Genomic DNA, 18,180 nt, shown 5'->3' on the forward strand with positions numbered 1-18,180 from the left:
ATGAAAGTAACAGATTTAAACGGTTGTGAAATAAAGGTAACCAATTTGGACGAAGCCATCCGAATTACAGCAGAATACAAGCAATATGAACACATCAATGACGGATTTTCAGATTTGGATAAAAGGCTGAACAATTATTGGACAGATATGTACGAGAAATTAATAAAACTAAAATCGAAACAGAATGAGCAATCTCGCCAATAAAACGGAATATAAAGCATTGACTGTTATTGCTCAAATGATTAAAGAATTTGAAAAATTACACTATTTGGATATGACCAAAGAAGATGACTTAGATGCTACAAGAGCAAGAAACTTGTTAGAGAGTATCATTCAAACCAATGGATACAAGATTAATTACGAAAAGAACAGCAAAAAAACACTTTTAAAAATAGAATAATGCAAACCAATTTTTTCAGACATATAGCCAAAATGGGCTTAACAGGAGATTTACAAATCACACTCCGTTCAACCACAGAAAACAGTTATGTTCTTTCCGTATTGCTCAACAATGATGGGTGCGGAGACGAAGCAAGAAAACTCATTCCTCCTTTAAATCTTCGGGGAACAGCCGAAGATTTAGACAACGGATTTTTTGAGAGTATTTCCGCACCGTTACAGACCGCTTCGGGATTGATGGTGGATATGGAAAGTTTTATGAAACAACTCGAAGAAGCCCAAAAGCAATCCGCAATGGAAAAGGAAAAAATGGACAAGGAGAAAAAAGAAAAGGAAGCTAAAGAAAAGAAGTACAAAGAAGCTTTCCAAAAAGCCGAAGGACTCGAAAAAGAAGGCAAATACAAAGAAGCGTGGTCGGCACTTCCGAAAGTATCGGAAAACCCCGATTTTGCAGAAGCTATCCGCAAAAAACAGGATGAATATGAAAGACATTTTGCTCCAAGTCTTTTTACCGAAAATCTGACAGAAAATTTCACGGAAAGCCAATCTCAAACCGACAACCATTAACTAACAACCAAATACTAAAATTATGTTATTAGCCACCCAATTAGAGCGGATTTTTATATTGAAAGATAACGGACAGGAAATCCGCCTTACAGACCCCGAACCAAAATGGAGCGTAGAAGCTGTAATGAATTTTTACGCCAATACCTACCCAATTTTAACCACCGCCAAAGTTTCCACACCACATATTAAAGATGATACCATTCAATACCGATTTGAAAGCGTAATGGGAACAAAAGGATAAAATTAGTTGATGGTTTTTGGCTGACGGTTGATAGAATTACAAACTAAAAACTGACAACCTACAACCATCAACTAACAATAATCATTCATCATTTATCAATCATCATTTATCATTCATCATTTATGAAAAACTATGCAACACAAGATTATATTGGGAAAAATAAGCGTTCTCGAAGAAAAAGAACAACAACGATTACACCAACAATTGGGCGAGTTTTCACAATGGCTTCAAAAACCAAAGACAGCGAACGAAATACGGAAAGACAAACTAAAATCCTTACCCATTGCAATGCTTCCAATGGTTTTCTAAAATGGAGATTTCTGCCAAAGCAGGAAGAAATACCAACAATACAAGATTGCAAAGAAATGGAAAAAACGGAGAGGGATTTTTATAAGTCCCTTTCAAATTTTGCTAAACATTACAATGTTGAGCTAATTTCAACTCAAGAATTTGAGTTTCCATATAATATTTCTTTGGCAATGTGGGATTTAGAAAACAAAATGAAGCAGACAAAAGAAGATTGGAATAGTTTCAAACTCATTCGTAATGATAAGAATATTCATTTTGCGAAAGAGGAAAAATACGGTACAGGAACATCTCTTTATTATATTCCCATTGTACCGTTATTCCAAATGCTTAACGATAAAAAGCATAGAAACAACGCCCAACTATTGCTTTCAGTTTGCAGTTATCTGTATCTGATTGCAGACATTCCTTATTACAGACAGCAAGACAGTTATCTGTATTGGATATACGAAATGCAGGAAGATTGGATAGAACAAGGCGATGAAGCGGAAGAAGATTTGCAGGAGTTTAGACGTGAATTTAAAATCTCAAAAATCATAGGAGATAAAGTAGAAAAAAAATTAGGTAACCCTAAAAATTTGGAAGTATTTGAACAGCGATTGGGAGATTTCAAAATCCGAAATACCTTTGACCACGACTGCTACGAATTGGCTTCCGTTGCTTTTACCCTTTATTCTGAATATCCGAAAACAACCGTTTTCCGAAACAAACCAACTCCCGAACTAGACCCTTACAATGATGATTACGGCAATAAAGCCATTGGAATGGATATGTATATTTCATTCGTTGCCGATACCAAAGGTTGTTTGTATAGCAATATTGAAGAAAGCATTAATGCAGAGTTCAATGAATACGGAAGTATCGAAGAACCTACGGTTTACACACTCATTAACGGAACTGCAATTTCAAAAGCCAATTTTGATTTTGAAAACCGCTTGTTTACCCTAATGGAAAACCTGTATAAAGTATTAACATTAACCCATTAACTCATAAAAAAATGAACGATATAATAGACATCGCCAAAGAATTCGGAACATTATATGAGCCAAAATCAGCACTTATTTTTTATGAATCTTTAGATAGCAATAAAACGATGTATGTAGAGCATTTTGATATGGACAGAAACGGAAATCCAATCAACGCCCATCCTTTGACCGTAAACGAAGCCAAAGAATTGGCAAAATCATTAAATACTGACGAAGAAAAGGACAAAACTTTTTTACAATCGAAAGGGATTTTACCAACCTATATTCTGAATATCAATCCTAGTCAAAACGGTTCTGTACTTTGGCATTCTCCATCACAAGAAAGGCAGATGTACTTTGTAAAAAATTTGGAAATACCCAACGGAAAAGCAAAAATTCCTGCATTACTTTGGCTTGCCAGTAAAGAGCGTCTTTCCGTTTTTGCTTTGGCAAATGATAAAAGACCAACCGAAAAAACACTATTGTATTACGCACCTTTTTTCAATGTGTATGAGGACGGAGCAGTCTGTATGGGAACAGTCAATATCCATATCAAAAATTCGGCTTCTGTAGAAGAATTTACCAACGCTTGGGAAGATTACTTTTTCAATTCTTATTTCAGTCATTTATTGGACAATTATAATCCGATAAAAGGAAATTGCGTAAACCTTTGGGAAAAATTAATAGAAACAGGCGAAACTTTTCCTGTGGGAGTATTGAAAAAAAATGGTAAAACCCTTAAAAATGTATTGCGATGAATAGCAAAATAATACTAAATCAAGAAATAAAATCGAAAGTCCATTTTACTGATGGTGAGTTAATCAGTCCGACCAATCCGATTTCGGTAAATCTAATCGGAGCAGGCGGAACAGGTTCTCAAATGCTTACTGCATTGGCAAGGATGAACCATGCATTGACGGAACTTAATCACGCAGGTTTATCCGTAAGATTGTGGGATGATGATCTAATTACCGAAGCCAATTTAGGCAGACAGCTATTTGCGGAATGCGAATTGGGATTGTACAAATCCGTTGCATTAAGTAATCGTATCAACCGATTTTTCGGCACGAATTGGAAAGCTGAAACTGTAAGATTTGAAAAAGACCGTTTTGACAGATTGCCCGAAAACGCAAAAGCAACCATTACGATTACCTGCGTTGACAATGTACAGGCGAGATTTGGTATTGCTGAAATTCTGAAAGAAAAAGTTAATTTCGGAAGTTATCGGGACGAACCAAAATATTGGATGGATTTTGGAAACGGTCAATACACAGGACAGGTGTTTTTATCAACGGTCGGAGTAATCCGACAACCCAAATCCGAGAAATACGAAACAGTGGGAAATCTTCCTTTTGTTACGGATGAATTTGGAGAGTTACTCAAACAATCTGAAACCGAAGATGATACGCCAAGTTGCAGTGTAGCCGAAGCACTCGAAAAGCAGGATTTGTACATTAATTCGGTTTTGGCACAAATGGGAAGTTCATTAATTTGGAATTTATTCCGCAACGGATTGACCGAAAATAGAGGTTTTTTCCTTAATCTGAAAAATTTCCATTCACAGCCTATTAAGTTATAATTTGAATAAGTTTTGTCACCTTATAGACCCCATAAATTGCGGCAGGTGGCAAAAATGCAATTCCTCTCTGCGGTCGGAATCGCATTTTTGCAGTTGAAAGCGGATGCAACCCCATTTAAAAACATTGCCATTGATTTTTACCAGCAAATGTTTTGAAAAAAGGTTGCGAAGTTTTTTTAATTCTTTGAATTTTAAGATGAATTGAAAAAGATGAAATACAGAAATTAATTCCAACTTACTTTTAAGTCTTTAAACTCTAAATTTGACCTTATTTTTTCAAACGAATTCCTGTCTGGCTGTGATGTCGTTTTGAATCTAAACATTTTTATAAACATTGGTTCGCCCTGTATATCTTTAAATGAAAAAGTAATTTTTACAGGAATATTTTTGGCTAACTGCGGAAAGGTTTTGCTAGATTTAGAGAAATCAATTTTATATTCATTTCCTTCAATATCTATAGCAAATATATCTTCGATAGTCATTTTTTTATTCTCATCTTTAGATTCGATCAGAAATATAATTTCGATATTTTTTCCGACTTTGTTCCCTGTTACTTTCGTTATTTTAAAAGTCGAATTTTCTTTTTCTGTTTCGAGTATCGGTTTGTTAATATCAAGCACTTTTTTCAAATATTCATTTTCTGAAACCAAAACTTTGTTTGTTGATTGCAAAGCTTCATTTTCTTTTTTCAAAGCATCACAATTCGTTTGACTGTATCCAAATGTTGCAAATAATAGTGCTGATAAAAATAAAAATCTTGTCATATCTCTATATTAAATCCTTTGTTTAGGGTATTCAAATTTACAAATAAAATTGGTTTTTATCAATTGATTGAATTCGAAAATACTGTTTTAACATTCCTTTTACCTGACAGTCAGTACGTTTTCAGTATGCAAAAGTATAAATCCCATTTCTGCTCAAAAAAATATTTTTGGGTTTCTACAAAAATTCTTTCCGCTTAGCTCCAACAATTTTTCCAGACACTCCTAAATCTTTCAGACAAAAAGATTTCAATGCCTTCATTACAATGCTTCCATTTCGGTTTTGGCTGAAACGGAATTTCTATCGTCAAAAAGCAATGAAAAACGACAAGTTGCTCAGATAAAAACAAAGTGTTCTTTGATATTTCAGAAAACAATAAAACAATAGTAACAATTTTAAAAATTTAATTATGAAAAATCCAAACATTTCAGCAAATGAATTCTACAATGATTTTATAGGTACAGAAACATACTACAAGTATCTTTTAGGACTACTGCTAACTGATGGTGTAAAAACCGTTGCTGATGAAGAACATTGTTATTGGTTTCTTGACTGCATTGCATCTTATCAGTTTAAAGAAAAATTTAAGCAGGAAGAATTTCAGGTCTGGAAAATCGAACGAGTTGAAGACTCTAGATTTAGGCTTTCTGCAACAAGCGGAAATAATAAAGTCTTAATTACACAGGATATTGAGTATTCCGATTTCTTTTTTAATGAACTAACCATTTGGAAAGAAAGTAATGTGCTACTGCTTCCGAGCGAACATTAAAACAATTAGACCTCACGATGTATAGGCAATCGTATTTTTTTACCTTTAAAAATGTATTACAATGGAAATTTACTCAATTATTTATGTAAGAAAGCCTTGAAAAATGGAAAAGGAGGTCAATGTAAAGCACTCGGAAATAAATTCAAGAGTGCTTTTTTGTATTTTCTATGCTCAAAATTTTTTAAGGAAAATGTAGGTTGGCAAAAATGCAATTCCTTCCTTTGGTCGGAAACGCATTTTTGCATCAAACGGAGCAACCCCATTTCTAAAACATTCCTTTCTGTAGCTTACCTTTTTTTGAAAAGAGGTTGCGAAGATGATTTTATCGAAATTGATGACCAATTATCCATAAGTTGATTAATGCTACAAAGTATAGTCTTGTATTTTTACTTGTCTATTAATCAAAATTTGATTTCGGACGTTTTATAGTTGGCAAAGAAATCTTTTGGAAAGCAGCACTGCTTGATTGTAATTCACTTTGAAGAAATGGCATTGCGTTTTTTATGGAAGACTTCCAGTTCGTTATCGGTTTGTCGTAACCGTTTTTCCATTCGTTTCCGAGCCAACTGTCATATTTTTCTTTAATAAGAATATCTAATTCGGGAACATAGTTGTCCAGTGTTTTCGCATACTGCGTAAATTCTTCCAACAAAGGAATATTTCCTGAAACCTGAATAAGTGTTTTAGCTGGAATTTCCAGTTGATTATCTGCAGATAAATTTTGATTTTTTGGAGCTTCAATTTTCTGTGAAGACTTTTCTGTGGTTTTATTTTTTTTCGAAATTATCTTTTGACTACTTTTAGTAGTCGAATCTCCTTTGTCGGTTTCAGGTTTTGCAAATACAGATAACGCAGGTGAATATTCCAAAAGAATTTTGTAATGTCCCGGAAGTCCGTTTTTGGACTGATACTGAATCATTCCCAGAGTAACCAATTTTTGGCGCAATGCAATAATCGTAGGTCTTGTGATTTTCAGCCCTTCACAAATTTCAGTATCCGAAAGATTGAAATCATTTTTTTCGTTTTTTTTCCATATTTCAACCAAAAAAAAATAGAGGGCAACCGCAACAGCTCCCAACGGTTCTTTTTCGTTGTATTCCCAAAACTGCATAATTAATCCCGACTCATTCATTTTTTATGCAAAGCCATCAATTCCATTGCTTTATCTTTATCGATGATTATTAGATGTCCGTTTTGAATAATGGCATCATCCAATATTCCGCTGGATTTGATTTCCGCTGCTTTCGAGCGGGAACATCCAAGCGTTTTGGCTAAACCTTTAAGTCCATATTCGTACTTTTTTTCTGGAACATTGTTTTTTTGTAAATCCAGAAATTCCTCGACAGTCAACTGAAGTAATGGCTTTTTAGGATCTATATTCATATTGTTGGGGTTTTCTTGATTTCAGTTATTATCTAGGAATTTAGGTGTTTGGATCAATAGTGTTTGAATCTTATTTTTTGAGCTCATAACTATTTTCAGCATCTTTAACAATCAATCCTTTCTCACGCATAAATTTTATATAACTCTTTGCCGTTCGGTCTTTGACTGCCATCATACTTTGAAGTTTCTCACATAATCCAGCATAGGTATAACGCTTTTGTTGCGAAAATAGATTTCGGGCAATATTTGCCAGTTCTATCTCTTTGCGTTTCTCTTTTTCTTCCTTGGTTTTTTCCCCGACAAAAACGTGCATTCCTTTTTCCTTATCCCAAGAAAATTGAATAAGCGGAACATCCAATGGGCTTCCGTCTCTTACTTTCAATGCTTTTACCACAGATATTTGGGGATCGTCATCTTTCTCGATGGATAAAATAGCGGCTGCTTTTCTCTGGAGTTCGCTTCCAAGATGTCCCCGAAGTTTTAGTCCGTTGGGTGTAAAGTGCAGTACACCGACAATGCAGGTTTTGTATATTCCTGCCATACGGTAGAGCTCGTCAATTAAGGCAACACTCTCTGCTTCATCATTGGCACATCGTATCAAATCGGCAATTCCGTCTATCACGACCATATGAATTCCTGAAAATTGGTAGTAAAATTTATCCATACTCTGTAATATTGCCTGCATCCTTTCTTTTCGTGACATCCCTGCCAAACAGTAGGCTTTGAAATAGTTAGGCATACTTTCTCTTCCAGATCGTTTCAGAATACCTGAAATGTTTTTGTACAGTTGATTTTCGGATTGTTCGGTATCGTAAAGCAAAACGGCTTTACCTTCGTTATTAGGTAAAATATGGGTTCCTAAAGTATCTATATGGTCGCCCTGACATAATGTTCCGGCAATCAGGCTTCCTACATAATTACTTTTTCCGGTTCCTTCACCGCCTGTTAGTCCCATTAAATTTCCTTGTGTCCCTAAAGGAACATCATTAATAGAAATCAAGGTTTGTGATTGTAATGGAGGCTGACTAAAGTCGATTTCGCAAGGTTTTAGTATCGCCATAGTTTCATTGTATAATTGGTCTAAAAATTCAAGAAATAATTGGTTAAAGTCATTTTTGGCATTTCCCATTCTGAAAAAATCGGAAATATCCTTTTCCTGTTTAGTTCCTGAAAGAGGTAGGATCAAACGATTTACTCCGAAACCAGACAATTGCTTCTGATGTTTGAGCGAAGCCTCCAACCCCGTTTTGTCCACATCATACAAAATCAGAATGTGTTTGAAACGATAGGAAAGTTTTTTAATCAGACTTTCTGATATCGAACTGGTTTCACTGTTGAAGCAAATCGCATAGAATCCTTTGGAAGCTAATGAGAGTACATCTTTTTCTCCTCCCGTAATAAACAGGGTGTTTCCTTTGGCAGGCAATTGTTCTAATCCAAAACAATAGGATTCAGGCAGATTTCCACCGTACAGGAAACGGATTTGGGAAAAAGGACGGTAAATTTTAACATACTTTTTGCCAAAATACCCAAACATAGGCTCTTCAACTGAAGATTGTATGGTAAAAGGTTTTGAGTCTTTATTTTCACTTGTAAATTCATCTAATGAAACCACTTTGTACAGTTTCAGAATTTCACGAGTAATGCCATATTGTTTCCAAAACTCAATTTCTTTCAGTGTAAAGCTGCGTTCAAATACGGTGTAAGGTTTAGGATGATACGCCAGTTCTTTCACTGAATTTTCATTTACATTATTTGCTTTTGCTCTTAAAGAACTTCTATCTTGAGGCAATGCATAATTATTTTCCAATCCCAAATTCATTTCTTCATTGATCTGTTTCAGGATTTCTGTAAAATCCTTATTACAGTCTAGGTTTTTTATTTTTCCTACCAATGAAAAACAATCTCCGTCATAATCAGGATTACCAAAATCCTTTATACGATACATATCGCTTCTCCGGTCAAAGTAGATGTTGCACGATGCTTTGGTATCGTCATAAAATGGATTTTTGAATTTTCTGCCCACACGCCAATCTCCGGGAAGGAAGTGTTTGAAAACATCTAGTCCGTCACGGGTGCTACTGAGTACCTTGTTTTTGTCTAACATTCTTTTGGTGGTTTAAGATCAGATTTTGTAAACAGTCTTCACTCCGACGGATTAGGTTTTCCTCCATCATTCTTTTAATTTCACTGATTTTGTAGTAATTTTTCCCTCTAATACGGGAATAGTTAATTTTATTTTCACTGCGTAGTCTTTGCAGAGTTCGGTCACTAATCTTCAAAAAGGTACATACCTCATAGCTGTCTACCCAACTGTCTTCTTCATCTTGTATGTTTTGCTGGGAAATAACATAATCGAAGATTGTGTCTACTTTTGACATCAAGTTTTTAAAAGCTTGTGATTCAATAGTGATTACTTCCATTAGTTTCTTTATTTTCAACTCGCAAAATTAATGGCTGTGGTTATGCAATGCCAAATTGTGAGGTGGTCAATAACAGACAAGAAGAAGACAATAACGGACTATGTGGGGGATATCAGAATATAAGCCCAAAAAATAGATTTAAGCTAACATCAGCAAAAAAATAAAGAGAGTTTTTGAGATAATTAGATTATGGCTCATTAGGGCAGGTGCAAAGGTGCAAGTATATATAATACTTGCACCTTGCACCAGTTCCAAATGCCGATGAATAAAGGATTGGTGTTTTGAATTTTTTTGGCTAAATTTGCACTATGAGTGGTTTGCAGACAAAAGGTAGACACCAGGCAGGTCAAAATAGTGCAGAAAACGCTCTAAATCGTACCCCTCAATTGAAAATACATACATTTAATATTGAATATTAGTTAGTTATGTGTTATTTACTAATTTTATATTAAAATTACTAAAATTAATTTTACCTTTTTATTACACAAATGTGTAATTTTTAATGCCTGAAGATGTTCTTCCAATAAAGCATAATTTCATTGGAAGGAGAATATGTATTTAAATTGAAAATCTGAGAAAAATAACAGCTATTAAGATCTGGGCTTACTGACATATTTATTGCCTTTAACATAGAAGCGCCAGGGCAGTAATGCATCTTCCTGAGCATAGGCCACCCCAATCCGCGGCCCGGCTATGATTTCATCAGAAGAATATTTAATACCATGATCCTCAATCCATATTTCATTTTCAGTAAGATCTTTTTTATTAAAAGAACGGTCGATCCCCAAAGCTTTTGCTGCCGAACCCGGACCTGATGAAATAGCAGCCTTTGAAGCCGGCATATTCCTTCTAAGTTCCATAATTTCAGAACCTATTAGCGGTTCTACGGCTCTTACCAATACTGCATGAGGTTCATCTTCAACAGAGCTTACAACATTGAAGAGATGATGGATCCCGTAACATAAATAGACATAAGAAATACCTCCCTGACTGTATAACGTTTCTGTGCGGTCTGTACGGCGGCCTCCGTAAGCATGGGAAGCTTTATCGATAACCCCGAAGTAAGCCTCGGTTTCTACAATAATCCCAGCCGTAACATCTCCGTTAATTTCCGTGAAAAGTACTTTTCCCAAAAGATTTCTGGCAAGAAAAATAACATCCTGATTGAGGTAATAGGAAAGGGGCAACTTCAAATCCATTTATTGATAACTGTTGAGCAAAGTTAAACATCTGATTCCTATTATCAAAGAAATTGGCTTGAACCGGAACATTACTATTTTGATATAAACAATAAAAAAAGAGACCCGGTGGCGGATCTCTCTTATACATTGAATTAAATTCTACTTAGCTTTACTGTTAATAGCGGTATCTGCTATTTTGGTTAACAATTCATCACATTTTTTTTCTTCATTAAGAGTGGCCAGAAGATTCTTCAGGCATGTTTTTTCTTTCAGTACTTTGGCATAGGCAGCCAGCGATCCATAGGTGGCAATTTCATAATGTTCCACTTTTTGTGCAGCAGCAACAATACCTGCATCTCTTACAGCACCTGCCTGTGTTTCTTCCATGATGCTTTTACCTTCATCCAGTAATCCCTGCATGGCATCACATTTTTTGGCCTGAGCTTTTTTACCAAGCGAAGCAAAGCATTCTTCCAGTCTTTTCACATGAATTTCAGTTTCATTAAGATGGTTTTCTATCGCTGTTTTAAGCTTTTTATCTGTAGCATTTTTATGCATCTTAGGCAGGGCTTTTACCAGGGCTTTTTCTGCCCAGTATATATCTTTCAGGGAATCTTCAAACAGATCTTTCAGCTGTTTGGCTGCCTCTTTTTTAGCAGGAATCTTTGCTGTTTTTTTTGCTGCAGTTTTCGAAGTTGTTTTCTTTGCTGATTTTTTAGTTTCCATAATAATATAATTTAGTGGTTGAATTTTTGATACTTTACTATCTGCAATTATAAGACCAGCCTCTATTTTAAAGTATTGATGTGGTAGGAAAAGTAATTAATAAAAAAAGAAGGAAGTGTTATTTTGCGTGAAATCCGGCAGATATGAAGATCTTCAGCTGTTCAATTTTCCCTGTGAAACCTGCCACTCACAGCTGTTAAGAACAATTCTGCTATCAAGAGGTTTCAGTGTCTCATTCTGATATAAGCTACTCTAAAGCCATTTTATAAAATACGGTGTAAATTATTCATTTTTAAAGGAATATAACAAATAACTCAAATAATGACATACTTATAAAACAAAACACATATTAACAAAATATTAAATAATAAACACTTATATTTGATTTTATTATAAAATAATATACAAATATTATAATTATTCATATATTAGTATTACAATAATCATATAAATTTTATATCATGAAAAACTTAAAAAAATTAAACAGAAACGAGTTGAAAACTATTTCAGGTAACGGAATATTCGATAACATCGGTGGTGTTATCGGAGGCCTGGGCGGAGTCGTTGGTGGAGTAGTAGGCGGTGTGGGTACGATTGTTGGAGGCGTTGTTAACGGTGTAGGCACTACCGTAGGTGGTGCGGTAAACGCCACGGGAACTCTTGTAGGTACTACATTATGCAATGTACAGTGCGTGATTAATGGTGTTGTACATATTCAGGTGCTTGCATGCGGATCTACTTGCTAATACCAGGCCAACGTTAAAACATGATACCGCTCTTTGAAAAGAGCGGTTTTTTTCTTTTAGGATTTAATTATTATAATTTTTCTTTTCAATTTTTTCAGATAATAAAAGGATCTCTTTATTTATTATATCAGCATTTTCTTTTTTCGTAATGATAGTACTATGGCTTGCATTCATAATAATTTGTTTTCCATCAGAAGAGAGTTCTTTTAGTTCTTTTTGCATATCAAACCACAATTGAACTTGCTTTTCAGGATCAATTCCATCTTTTCTGTATCTCTTTTTCTGGGATTCTTTATACTGTTCTGTAGCAGTAAATACCAAAACAGGTAATGAATCTAAATCCTTTGCTTTACCTGCTCGCATCAGTACTTCATTGGTTAATTCATTCTCTCTTAAAAACATGCGATAAACTTCTCCGGAATTATAAGTTAATGATCGTGAACGACTGTGTAATTCTTTGGGCAACCCATCACCCTGATATACTGGCTTAGCAATTGTATTATTATAAATACCCAAAATACCTAAATCTGCAAATACAGATCCTATTTTTAAAAGTTTTGCCTGTCCTTTAGGAACCAATTCTTTTTGAGCTAATCGTTTCCATTGTTCAGGATGGCTTGAGTCTATGAAAACAATTCCTTCAACTTCGTTTGGATAAAGATCCCTGAATATTCTGCTATAAGGTCCTCCCATAGAATGACCTACCAAAATGTAAGGTGGTTTTTCGCCAATTTTCTCTAATAATTCATGAAGCTGATGGGCATAAAATTCAGGAGATACACTATCATTATTACTCGATTCGCTAAACCATTTTCCATCTCTGTCATAGCGTATAACTCTCGTATTATTTTTTAACCCTTCTGCCAGCCAATGCAACATATCTGTATTACTGTGTGCACCAGCTTCAATAATAATAGTAGGTAAAGATTTCTTTTTACCATCTATTCTTACATGAATATTGGTCCCATTAACATTAACTAATTTACCTGGTGGAACTGGTTTTGAACTAAATAATCGGTAGCCTCCGCCCAAAAACAATAATAATATCAGAATTCCAACTATAAGTTTACCAATAAACTTAAATGTTTTTAAAATCAATTTCATAGTAATCTATTATAGCAGTTTTAGGCTTTGTGTAGTAGGGGACATTCCGACGTTGAAATGTTCAACTAAAATACAAATATCTACCGAAACACAAAACGTGAATTATATACTTTTTCCTCTATTGCAAGGCCCTTGTTAGTAACAGACAATTATTTTTCATGGAGAATTTGCTGTAATATTAATGCTGTTGCTTTTGCATCGTCTAATGCTCTGTGAAATGTAAAATTTTCTTTTATATTCATTTTTTCCAGAACTCTTTCTAATGAAATTCCAGATGTAGAAATGTTATTTTTTGCCAGCCAATAAACGCCTAGTGCTCTGATGTCAAAACCTCCACCAACAAAATATGTATTATAATCAAATCCAAATTCTGTAAATTCTTTCCTCAAAAGAGGTAAGTCGTAGTACAATCCCCAACCGGCTAAAGTTGATTTATTTTTTTCTCCGTACCAATCTAAAAACAGGAGAATTGCCTCATCAAAATACTTTTCATTTTCAACCATTTCATTTGTAATGTTTGTAATGTCCGTAATTTCGGGTAGAATTGGAAAATGTTTTGGTTTTATTAAAATTGAGAATTCACTTTTTATTTCAAAAGTTTTTTTGTCTAATTTTACAGCTCCAATTTCTATTATATTCGTTTCATTTATTTCATTTTTTCCAAAAGTTTTGCAACTTCCTTCTAAATCATAAATTACCAAATCACTTGAAAATTTCATATTATAGCTTTAAATATTTACGGTATTCAAAAATATAGTATTACTGCGCAATCTATTGGCGTATCACATTATTTTTTTTAATTGCATGAATACACAAATTTTAAATCAGTATAAGGAATGTAACAAAATAAGTTTCATATTTAATTTAACATAATATTAATTATAGGATAAATAATATTTCCTAGTCAGTTACCTTTAGAAACATCAATTCTGTCCAAATTTCCTCTCCAGGTATTCTTTTACAACTTCTACAAACTCTTCCTTTGTCATATAGCGTTCAAGAAATTTTTCAAGGGTTCCTTCGTTTTCAATTTCCTGAAAAAAAACTTCATGATCTGTGCTGTACACAGTTGGATTTTCCTGGTCAGGATCTGTGAGACATACAAAATAATGATCCGGATATCCGTACGAATAAATAATACAGATAAAATCCATTTCTGAGCCTTGTACAATTTCCCGGACTTCTGTTTCGTCTACAAGCCCGTCCAGCTCTCCAAAATCTTCTGAATTTTTTTTAAACGGTGTAAAGAGCCAGTTTTTATAGAAATCCTGGCCATAAGCATTTTCATGCTCAGAGAAATAATGATCAAGTAAATTCTGATAGAAATCTTCTTTATTATTGGCGTATAAATGCCTGTTGCTTTCATAAAACTGGTCGATTCCGTATACGTCCCATTCTTTATCATATAAATAATGATTGAATGTGATACTTTTCCAGTTCTCCGCAAAAGTTTTCTCTTTGTTTACATGATCTGTATTTGCTCCTAAAACAGTAAGTTTCTGCAATATATTCGCTTTCATATTATGTTAAATTGAATAGGTGTAAATATTTGCAATATAATTTTTATATATAAAACTTCCAATTCTTAAAGGACATATTTAATTCTTTATTTTTCAGTCATATAGCCTGTACCTGACTGAAAAAGCATCTATATAAATCTACTTTTCACCAATTTTCATGCTGGAAACTGCTGATAAAAAATTTACCTGAGTTTCAGAACTATCAAAAACTTTTTACCAACCCTATTCCTAAGCTTTTTTCCTGATAAAACGGCATTATCATGGTAGATGCATTTTTATTTTTACCTCCCAGCATCGTATTGATCTTTGGAAACAGCCAGTACGCCAGTTCAGTGGAAAGAATTCCAAATCCGGCTCCTGCAACCACATCCCCTACCCAATGCTTATCATTCAACATTCTGTATACTCCGGTAAAAACAGCTATGGGATAGCCTGATAAACTTAACCAGAAATTGGTATCCTTATATTCCCTGAACATAAACTGTGCAGAAGAAAAAGCTGCTGCAGTATGCCCCGAAGGAAAAGAAAGATTGTTAGACTCATCAGGCCTTTCTTCTTTTACCAAATGTTTCAGAGGAAGCGTAATGGCGGCTGATATTGCCTGTGATGTAACATAGATAACAGTCCGGTCCCTGAAATTATGCTTTCCTTTGATCCCTGCGGCATTCAGTCCGTATACCAGAACTGCGGGTGCATATTGGGTAAAATTGTCTAATTTTATATGATCCGGCCTATGCTCATTAATTTCATCTCTTGTAGAAAAATTGAGCTGCTTCAGATCTTTTACTGTTAAGCTTGCCACTCCATACCCTATAAAAGCAGCGGGAATAATTAAACTTTTATAATTCAGACGGCTCTTTTGGACATTTGGAGAAATTACACTGTCCTGTACGTTTCCATGGATCTTTACCGTATCATTTTGTGCTGTCATTCTGCCATATGCAGAAAGTACAATAACAAAACAGAAAATTATTTTTTGACGAAATGCATACATCTTATTATTGGTTTGTTTTTAAAATTTATAACTGTAACCTAGTCTTATCACTTGCGTTTCATAATAATCGTCGCTGGTGTATCTAAATCCTGAGCCCTGGATCTGCTTCCTGCTCACCATAGTATTCAGCAGGTCTGTCGCATTCAGAAACAGCTCGCCTTTACCATTCTGAATGGATTTTTTTACCCCGGCATCAATTGAAAACCGTGATTTTATCTTACCCTGCGGAATAATATCCGGAGCCAGGTAAACTGCGGTAAGCTGGGCATCAAATCCTTTAGAAAATTTGAAAATATTGTTGAATTTTAAGTTTCCCGAAACAGCAGTCTGTTTATCCGCTGAAAAAACAACAGGCTGAGGATAAAGATTTTCCACCGAAAATGCATTGATCTGATTTCTGTACAGGTTTCCATTAATATTAAAGGAATAAACTTTGGAAAGTTTTTGGTTCCAGATCATTTCCAGACCGGAATTATAGCTTTTGCCTGCATTCTGAAATACAGCATAAATCAAGCTGCTGCCCGGAACAATGCTCGAAATCCTGGTAATGGTTCCGTCTGAAAAACGATGGTATATTGCGGAATACAGATAACCGTTATCCCAGCTGTATTTTTGCCCCAACTCTATTGAATTGGTAAACTGAGGTCTTAAACCAGGATTCCCGACTTTAATGATTTCCGCATCATCATATTTTGGGAAAATGCGGATATCGACTTCATTGGGCCTGTCTACCCTCCTGTTATAAAACAGAGACAGTTTATGATGATCGTTAAACTTATAGGCCAATCTTAAATTGGGAAACGGCTGGGTATAATTGTAGCTGTCGCTCTTGTAAGTGGGATGGTTAGGATTTACATCATATTGAACTTTAACATACTCCAGCCTCATTCCCAGCTCTGCTTCCCATTTTTCGTTTTCAAAAATATAATTTCCGTAAACGGCCGGGATTAATTCTTTATAGGTAGCTTTTCCTCCTGCACTGGTATCCAGTACAGAATTGGCTCCGGGTATGAAATTCATATCTGTAGGGATGCTTCTGCTTCTGAGCTTTACTCCAGCTTCTATACGTCCGTATTTTAACGGTTTTACATAGTCAACATTAAAATCATATACCTGCTCATCGGATAACAATTTGAAGGCATCTGTTCCTGTTGATGTCGGCAGATAGTTATCATAAAAGTATTTTTCATCTTCCCTGTGGAAGGTATAATTAAATCCTGCGTTCAAGAGGTGCCCCGCTTCTTTGAATTTATGCTGATAGGCTGCTGTAGCCATCACGGTGGTTTTCAATTCATCTTCCAGAAACTGCCAGAGACGGAGGCGCTGCGAAAGATCTCCGTTGAAGAATGGCTGATCTCCCCTGTCTATAATTTTTTCACTTCCGTAAAGCCCGGAAATTGTTAACGTGTTTTGCGGGTCAATATTCCAGTCTATCCCGGCTTTGGTGGTAAGGTAATTGGTATTCCTGTTTCGTTTTAACTGTGAATTAATAACTGTTCCGTCATCATAATTCCGGGTTACAAATTCATTTTTATTGAGGGTTTGGGTATAGAGATTATCGGCCTGTAAAAAGATGTTTACCTTATCTTTCCTGTAATTTAAAGAAACTGACGGATTGATTTTTGGCGTTAAAGTATACTGAGGCCTGATAGTCGGCTGATTTTCCTTTCTTACCCAAAGAGAGCCAAGCCCGGCGGTAAGGCCTATTTTTCCGTTCCAGCCGTTCTGCTTGTTTTTCTTCATAATGATATTGATGATTCCTGCATTACCATTTGCATCATATCTGGAAGAAGGATTGTTGATGATCTCAATTTTATCAATGGCGGAGGATGGAATATTATCCAGTCCTGTCTGGCTTCCGAAACCTGTTAATGCGGTCTGTTTTCCATCAATCAAAACAGTCACTTTATCATTTCCGCGCAGCTGAACTTTGCCGTCCTGTACTGTAATTCCCGGTAAATTCTGCATACTTTGCAAAACAGATCCTCCACTTTGGCTTATATTATCTGCCACGGAATAGGTTTTCTTATCGAGCTGGCTGCTTATATCATTTTTTTTCGCTGATGTTACAACCACTTCTGCAATTTTTGTTTCTTTTTCATCTTTTTCCTGTTCAAGCTCTATGGAAGGAATTTCAAGAAATTCTGAAAGATTTCCCACAAAAAGAGACTGGTTCTGTGCATGATATCCGGAAACAGAAATTTCCAGCCTGTAATTTCCCGGTTTTATATTTGTGAGAGAGAATCGTCCTTCTTCATTGGTGATTGTTCCGGCAACAAATGCGGTATCTTTTTCGGTTTTTGCCAATATATTTACATAAGGCAGAGCGGATTGGTCTGTTTTATTTTTAACAATTCCTGAGACAGTTACATCCGCCACCTGGGCAAAAGACATCACAGAAAACATCATTGAAACTGAAAGAAACAACAGCTTTCTATTCATTTTCATCATCGTCAGCATACCTATTAACTTTTTCATTTTTTACATTTTATTAACTGTGCAATATTGGGTAATG

21 protein-coding genes are annotated in these 18,180 nt (G+C 35.1%); 9 read left to right on the forward strand and 12 right to left on the reverse strand.

Going from position 1 to position 18,180, the window contains the following annotated elements:
- The 7 genes from HNP36_RS05660 (at position 1) to HNP36_RS05690 (ending at position 4,057) form a co-directional block, all read left to right on the forward strand.
- Entirely contained in the window at positions 1–204 is a 204-nt protein-coding gene (locus HNP36_RS05660; RefSeq protein ID WP_184159547.1) for a hypothetical protein, read from the forward strand.
- Positions 185–400 (forward strand): hypothetical protein, encoded by a 216-nt coding sequence (locus HNP36_RS05665; RefSeq protein WP_184159545.1) that lies wholly within the window; start codon positions 185–187, stop codon positions 398–400. The genes HNP36_RS05660 and HNP36_RS05665 overlap by 20 nt, the downstream gene beginning before the upstream one ends.
- Positions 400–966, forward strand: a complete 567-nt coding sequence (locus tag HNP36_RS05670) for a PRTRC system protein E (protein ID WP_184159543.1) — start codon at positions 400–402, stop codon at positions 964–966. Before HNP36_RS05665 ends, HNP36_RS05670 begins: the two co-directional genes overlap by 1 nt.
- Before the next feature lie 22 nt (positions 967–988).
- Complete coding sequence (locus HNP36_RS05675; protein ID WP_184159541.1) at positions 989–1,207, forward strand: PRTRC system protein C; 219 nt, start codon at positions 989–991, stop codon at positions 1,205–1,207.
- A gap of 122 nt (positions 1,208–1,329) precedes the next feature.
- Positions 1,330–2,499 (forward strand): hypothetical protein, encoded by a 1,170-nt coding sequence (locus HNP36_RS05680; protein ID WP_184159539.1) that lies wholly within the window; start codon positions 1,330–1,332, stop codon positions 2,497–2,499.
- Between the two features lie 11 nt (positions 2,500–2,510).
- The gene (locus HNP36_RS05685; protein WP_184159537.1) at positions 2,511–3,236 is read left to right on the forward strand and encodes a PRTRC system protein B; all 726 of its coding nucleotides are present in this window, start codon (positions 2,511–2,513) and stop codon (positions 3,234–3,236) included.
- Complete coding sequence (locus tag HNP36_RS05690) at positions 3,233–4,057, forward strand: PRTRC system ThiF family protein (RefSeq protein WP_184159535.1); 825 nt, start codon at positions 3,233–3,235, stop codon at positions 4,055–4,057. The genes HNP36_RS05685 and HNP36_RS05690 overlap by 4 nt, the downstream gene beginning before the upstream one ends.
- A gap of 224 nt (positions 4,058–4,281) precedes the next feature.
- Here HNP36_RS05690 and HNP36_RS05695 read toward each other — a convergent pair whose 3' ends face one another.
- Positions 4,282–4,821 carry a transposase gene (locus HNP36_RS05695; protein WP_184159533.1) on the reverse strand — a complete coding sequence of 180 codons (540 nt, stop codon included), beginning with the start codon at positions 4,819–4,821 and terminating at the stop codon, positions 4,282–4,284.
- Positions 4,822–5,228: 407 nt separating this feature from the next.
- Here HNP36_RS05695 and HNP36_RS05700 point away from each other — a divergent pair, with 407 nt between their 5' ends.
- The gene (locus tag HNP36_RS05700; RefSeq protein ID WP_184159531.1) at positions 5,229–5,588 is read left to right on the forward strand and encodes a DUF6876 family protein; all 360 of its coding nucleotides are present in this window, start codon (positions 5,229–5,231) and stop codon (positions 5,586–5,588) included.
- Positions 5,589–5,985: 397 nt separating this feature from the next.
- Here the strand turns inward: HNP36_RS05700 and HNP36_RS05705 are convergent, their stop codons facing one another.
- The 6 genes from HNP36_RS05705 to HNP36_RS05730 all read right to left on the reverse strand — a co-directional run bounded on the left by HNP36_RS05705 (position 5,986) and on the right by HNP36_RS05730 (position 11,301).
- A complete protein-coding gene (locus HNP36_RS05705) occupies positions 5,986–6,699 on the reverse strand; it encodes a hypothetical protein (RefSeq protein WP_184429255.1) in 714 nt (237 codons plus the stop codon).
- 17 nt (positions 6,700–6,716) lie between these two features.
- On the reverse strand, positions 6,717–6,971 hold the full coding sequence (locus HNP36_RS05710) for a DUF3853 family protein (RefSeq protein ID WP_184159527.1): 255 nt from the start codon (positions 6,969–6,971) through the stop codon (positions 6,717–6,719).
- Positions 6,972–7,041: 70 nt separating this feature from the next.
- Complete coding sequence (locus HNP36_RS05715) at positions 7,042–9,078, reverse strand: toprim domain-containing protein (RefSeq protein ID WP_184159525.1); 2,037 nt, start codon at positions 9,076–9,078, stop codon at positions 7,042–7,044.
- Complete coding sequence (locus HNP36_RS05720) at positions 9,050–9,394, reverse strand: helix-turn-helix domain-containing protein (protein WP_184159523.1); 345 nt, start codon at positions 9,392–9,394, stop codon at positions 9,050–9,052. Before HNP36_RS05720 ends, HNP36_RS05715 begins: the two co-directional genes overlap by 29 nt.
- Positions 9,395–9,984: 590 nt before the next feature.
- On the reverse strand, positions 9,985–10,593 hold the full coding sequence (locus HNP36_RS05725) for a DNA-3-methyladenine glycosylase (protein ID WP_228456258.1): 609 nt from the start codon (positions 10,591–10,593) through the stop codon (positions 9,985–9,987).
- Positions 10,594–10,734: 141 nt separating this feature from the next.
- Positions 10,735–11,301, reverse strand: a complete 567-nt coding sequence (locus tag HNP36_RS05730; protein ID WP_184159520.1) for a ferritin-like domain-containing protein — start codon at positions 11,299–11,301, stop codon at positions 10,735–10,737.
- Between the two features lie 461 nt (positions 11,302–11,762).
- Here HNP36_RS05730 and HNP36_RS05735 point away from each other — a divergent pair, with 461 nt between their 5' ends.
- Positions 11,763–12,047 (forward strand): bacteriocin-like protein, encoded by a 285-nt coding sequence (locus HNP36_RS05735; protein WP_184159518.1) that lies wholly within the window; start codon positions 11,763–11,765, stop codon positions 12,045–12,047.
- A 63-nt stretch (positions 12,048–12,110) separates the two neighbouring features.
- Here HNP36_RS05735 and HNP36_RS05740 read toward each other — a convergent pair whose 3' ends face one another.
- The 5 genes from HNP36_RS05740 to HNP36_RS05760 all read right to left on the reverse strand — a co-directional run bounded on the left by HNP36_RS05740 (position 12,111) and on the right by HNP36_RS05760 (position 18,143).
- Positions 12,111–13,151 carry an alpha/beta fold hydrolase gene (locus HNP36_RS05740; protein WP_184159516.1) on the reverse strand — a complete coding sequence of 347 codons (1,041 nt, stop codon included), beginning with the start codon at positions 13,149–13,151 and terminating at the stop codon, positions 12,111–12,113.
- 149 nt (positions 13,152–13,300) lie between these two features.
- On the reverse strand, positions 13,301–13,870 hold the full coding sequence (locus HNP36_RS05745; protein WP_184159514.1) for a 3'-5' exonuclease: 570 nt from the start codon (positions 13,868–13,870) through the stop codon (positions 13,301–13,303).
- Positions 13,871–14,074: 204 nt separating this feature from the next.
- A complete protein-coding gene (locus HNP36_RS05750; RefSeq protein WP_184159512.1) occupies positions 14,075–14,671 on the reverse strand; it encodes a hypothetical protein in 597 nt (198 codons plus the stop codon).
- Between the two features lie 202 nt (positions 14,672–14,873).
- On the reverse strand, positions 14,874–15,602 hold the full coding sequence (locus tag HNP36_RS05755; protein ID WP_228456260.1) for a phosphatase PAP2 family protein: 729 nt from the start codon (positions 15,600–15,602) through the stop codon (positions 14,874–14,876).
- Positions 15,603–15,683: 81 nt separating this feature from the next.
- On the reverse strand, positions 15,684–18,143 hold the full coding sequence (locus HNP36_RS05760; RefSeq protein ID WP_228456262.1) for a TonB-dependent receptor domain-containing protein: 2,460 nt from the start codon (positions 18,141–18,143) through the stop codon (positions 15,684–15,686).
- Positions 18,144–18,180 lie beyond the last annotated feature (37 nt).

It is taken from the genome of Chryseobacterium shigense, assembly GCF_014207845.1.
GTDB classification, from domain to species: Bacteria; Bacteroidota; Bacteroidia; order Flavobacteriales; family Weeksellaceae; genus Chryseobacterium; species Chryseobacterium shigense_A.

What these genes read in the sequence shown, in the direction of transcription:
- HNP36_RS05740 (WP_184159516.1), bottom strand. Translation starts at nt 13,151, where the DNA reads ATGAAATTGATTTTAAAAACATTTAAGTTTATTGGTAAACTTATAGTT.
- HNP36_RS05710 (WP_184159527.1), bottom strand. Translation starts at nt 6,971, where the DNA reads ATGAATATAGATCCTAAAAAGCCATTACTTCAGTTGACTGTCGAGGAA.
- HNP36_RS05730 (WP_184159520.1), bottom strand. Translation starts at nt 11,301, where the DNA reads ATGGAAACTAAAAAATCAGCAAAGAAAACAACTTCGAAAACTGCAGCA.
- HNP36_RS05665 (WP_184159545.1), top strand. Translation starts at nt 185, where the DNA reads ATGAGCAATCTCGCCAATAAAACGGAATATAAAGCATTGACTGTTATT.
- HNP36_RS05720 (WP_184159523.1), bottom strand. Translation starts at nt 9,394, where the DNA reads ATGGAAGTAATCACTATTGAATCACAAGCTTTTAAAAACTTGATGTCA.
- HNP36_RS05700 (WP_184159531.1), top strand. Translation starts at nt 5,229, where the DNA reads ATGAAAAATCCAAACATTTCAGCAAATGAATTCTACAATGATTTTATA.
- HNP36_RS05735 (WP_184159518.1), top strand. Translation starts at nt 11,763, where the DNA reads ATGAAAAACTTAAAAAAATTAAACAGAAACGAGTTGAAAACTATTTCA.
- HNP36_RS05695 (WP_184159533.1), bottom strand. Translation starts at nt 4,821, where the DNA reads ATGACAAGATTTTTATTTTTATCAGCACTATTATTTGCAACATTTGGA.
- HNP36_RS05680 (WP_184159539.1), top strand. Translation starts at nt 1,330, where the DNA reads ATGAAAAACTATGCAACACAAGATTATATTGGGAAAAATAAGCGTTCT.
- HNP36_RS05690 (WP_184159535.1), top strand. Translation starts at nt 3,233, where the DNA reads ATGAATAGCAAAATAATACTAAATCAAGAAATAAAATCGAAAGTCCAT.
- HNP36_RS05725 (WP_228456258.1), bottom strand. Translation starts at nt 10,593, where the DNA reads ATGGATTTGAAGTTGCCCCTTTCCTATTACCTCAATCAGGATGTTATT.
- HNP36_RS05705 (WP_184429255.1), bottom strand. Translation starts at nt 6,699, where the DNA reads ATGCAGTTTTGGGAATACAACGAAAAAGAACCGTTGGGAGCTGTTGCG.
- HNP36_RS05670 (WP_184159543.1), top strand. Translation starts at nt 400, where the DNA reads ATGCAAACCAATTTTTTCAGACATATAGCCAAAATGGGCTTAACAGGA.
- HNP36_RS05660 (WP_184159547.1), top strand. Translation starts at nt 1, where the DNA reads ATGAAAGTAACAGATTTAAACGGTTGTGAAATAAAGGTAACCAATTTG.
- HNP36_RS05760 (WP_228456262.1), bottom strand. Translation starts at nt 18,143, where the DNA reads ATGAAAAAGTTAATAGGTATGCTGACGATGATGAAAATGAATAGAAAG.
- HNP36_RS05685 (WP_184159537.1), top strand. Translation starts at nt 2,511, where the DNA reads ATGAACGATATAATAGACATCGCCAAAGAATTCGGAACATTATATGAG.
- HNP36_RS05675 (WP_184159541.1), top strand. Translation starts at nt 989, where the DNA reads ATGTTATTAGCCACCCAATTAGAGCGGATTTTTATATTGAAAGATAAC.
- HNP36_RS05750 (WP_184159512.1), bottom strand. Translation starts at nt 14,671, where the DNA reads ATGAAAGCGAATATATTGCAGAAACTTACTGTTTTAGGAGCAAATACA.
- HNP36_RS05715 (WP_184159525.1), bottom strand. Translation starts at nt 9,078, where the DNA reads ATGTTAGACAAAAACAAGGTACTCAGTAGCACCCGTGACGGACTAGAT.
- HNP36_RS05755 (WP_228456260.1), bottom strand. Translation starts at nt 15,602, where the DNA reads ATGACAGCACAAAATGATACGGTAAAGATCCATGGAAACGTACAGGAC.
- HNP36_RS05745 (WP_184159514.1), bottom strand. Translation starts at nt 13,870, where the DNA reads ATGAAATTTTCAAGTGATTTGGTAATTTATGATTTAGAAGGAAGTTGC.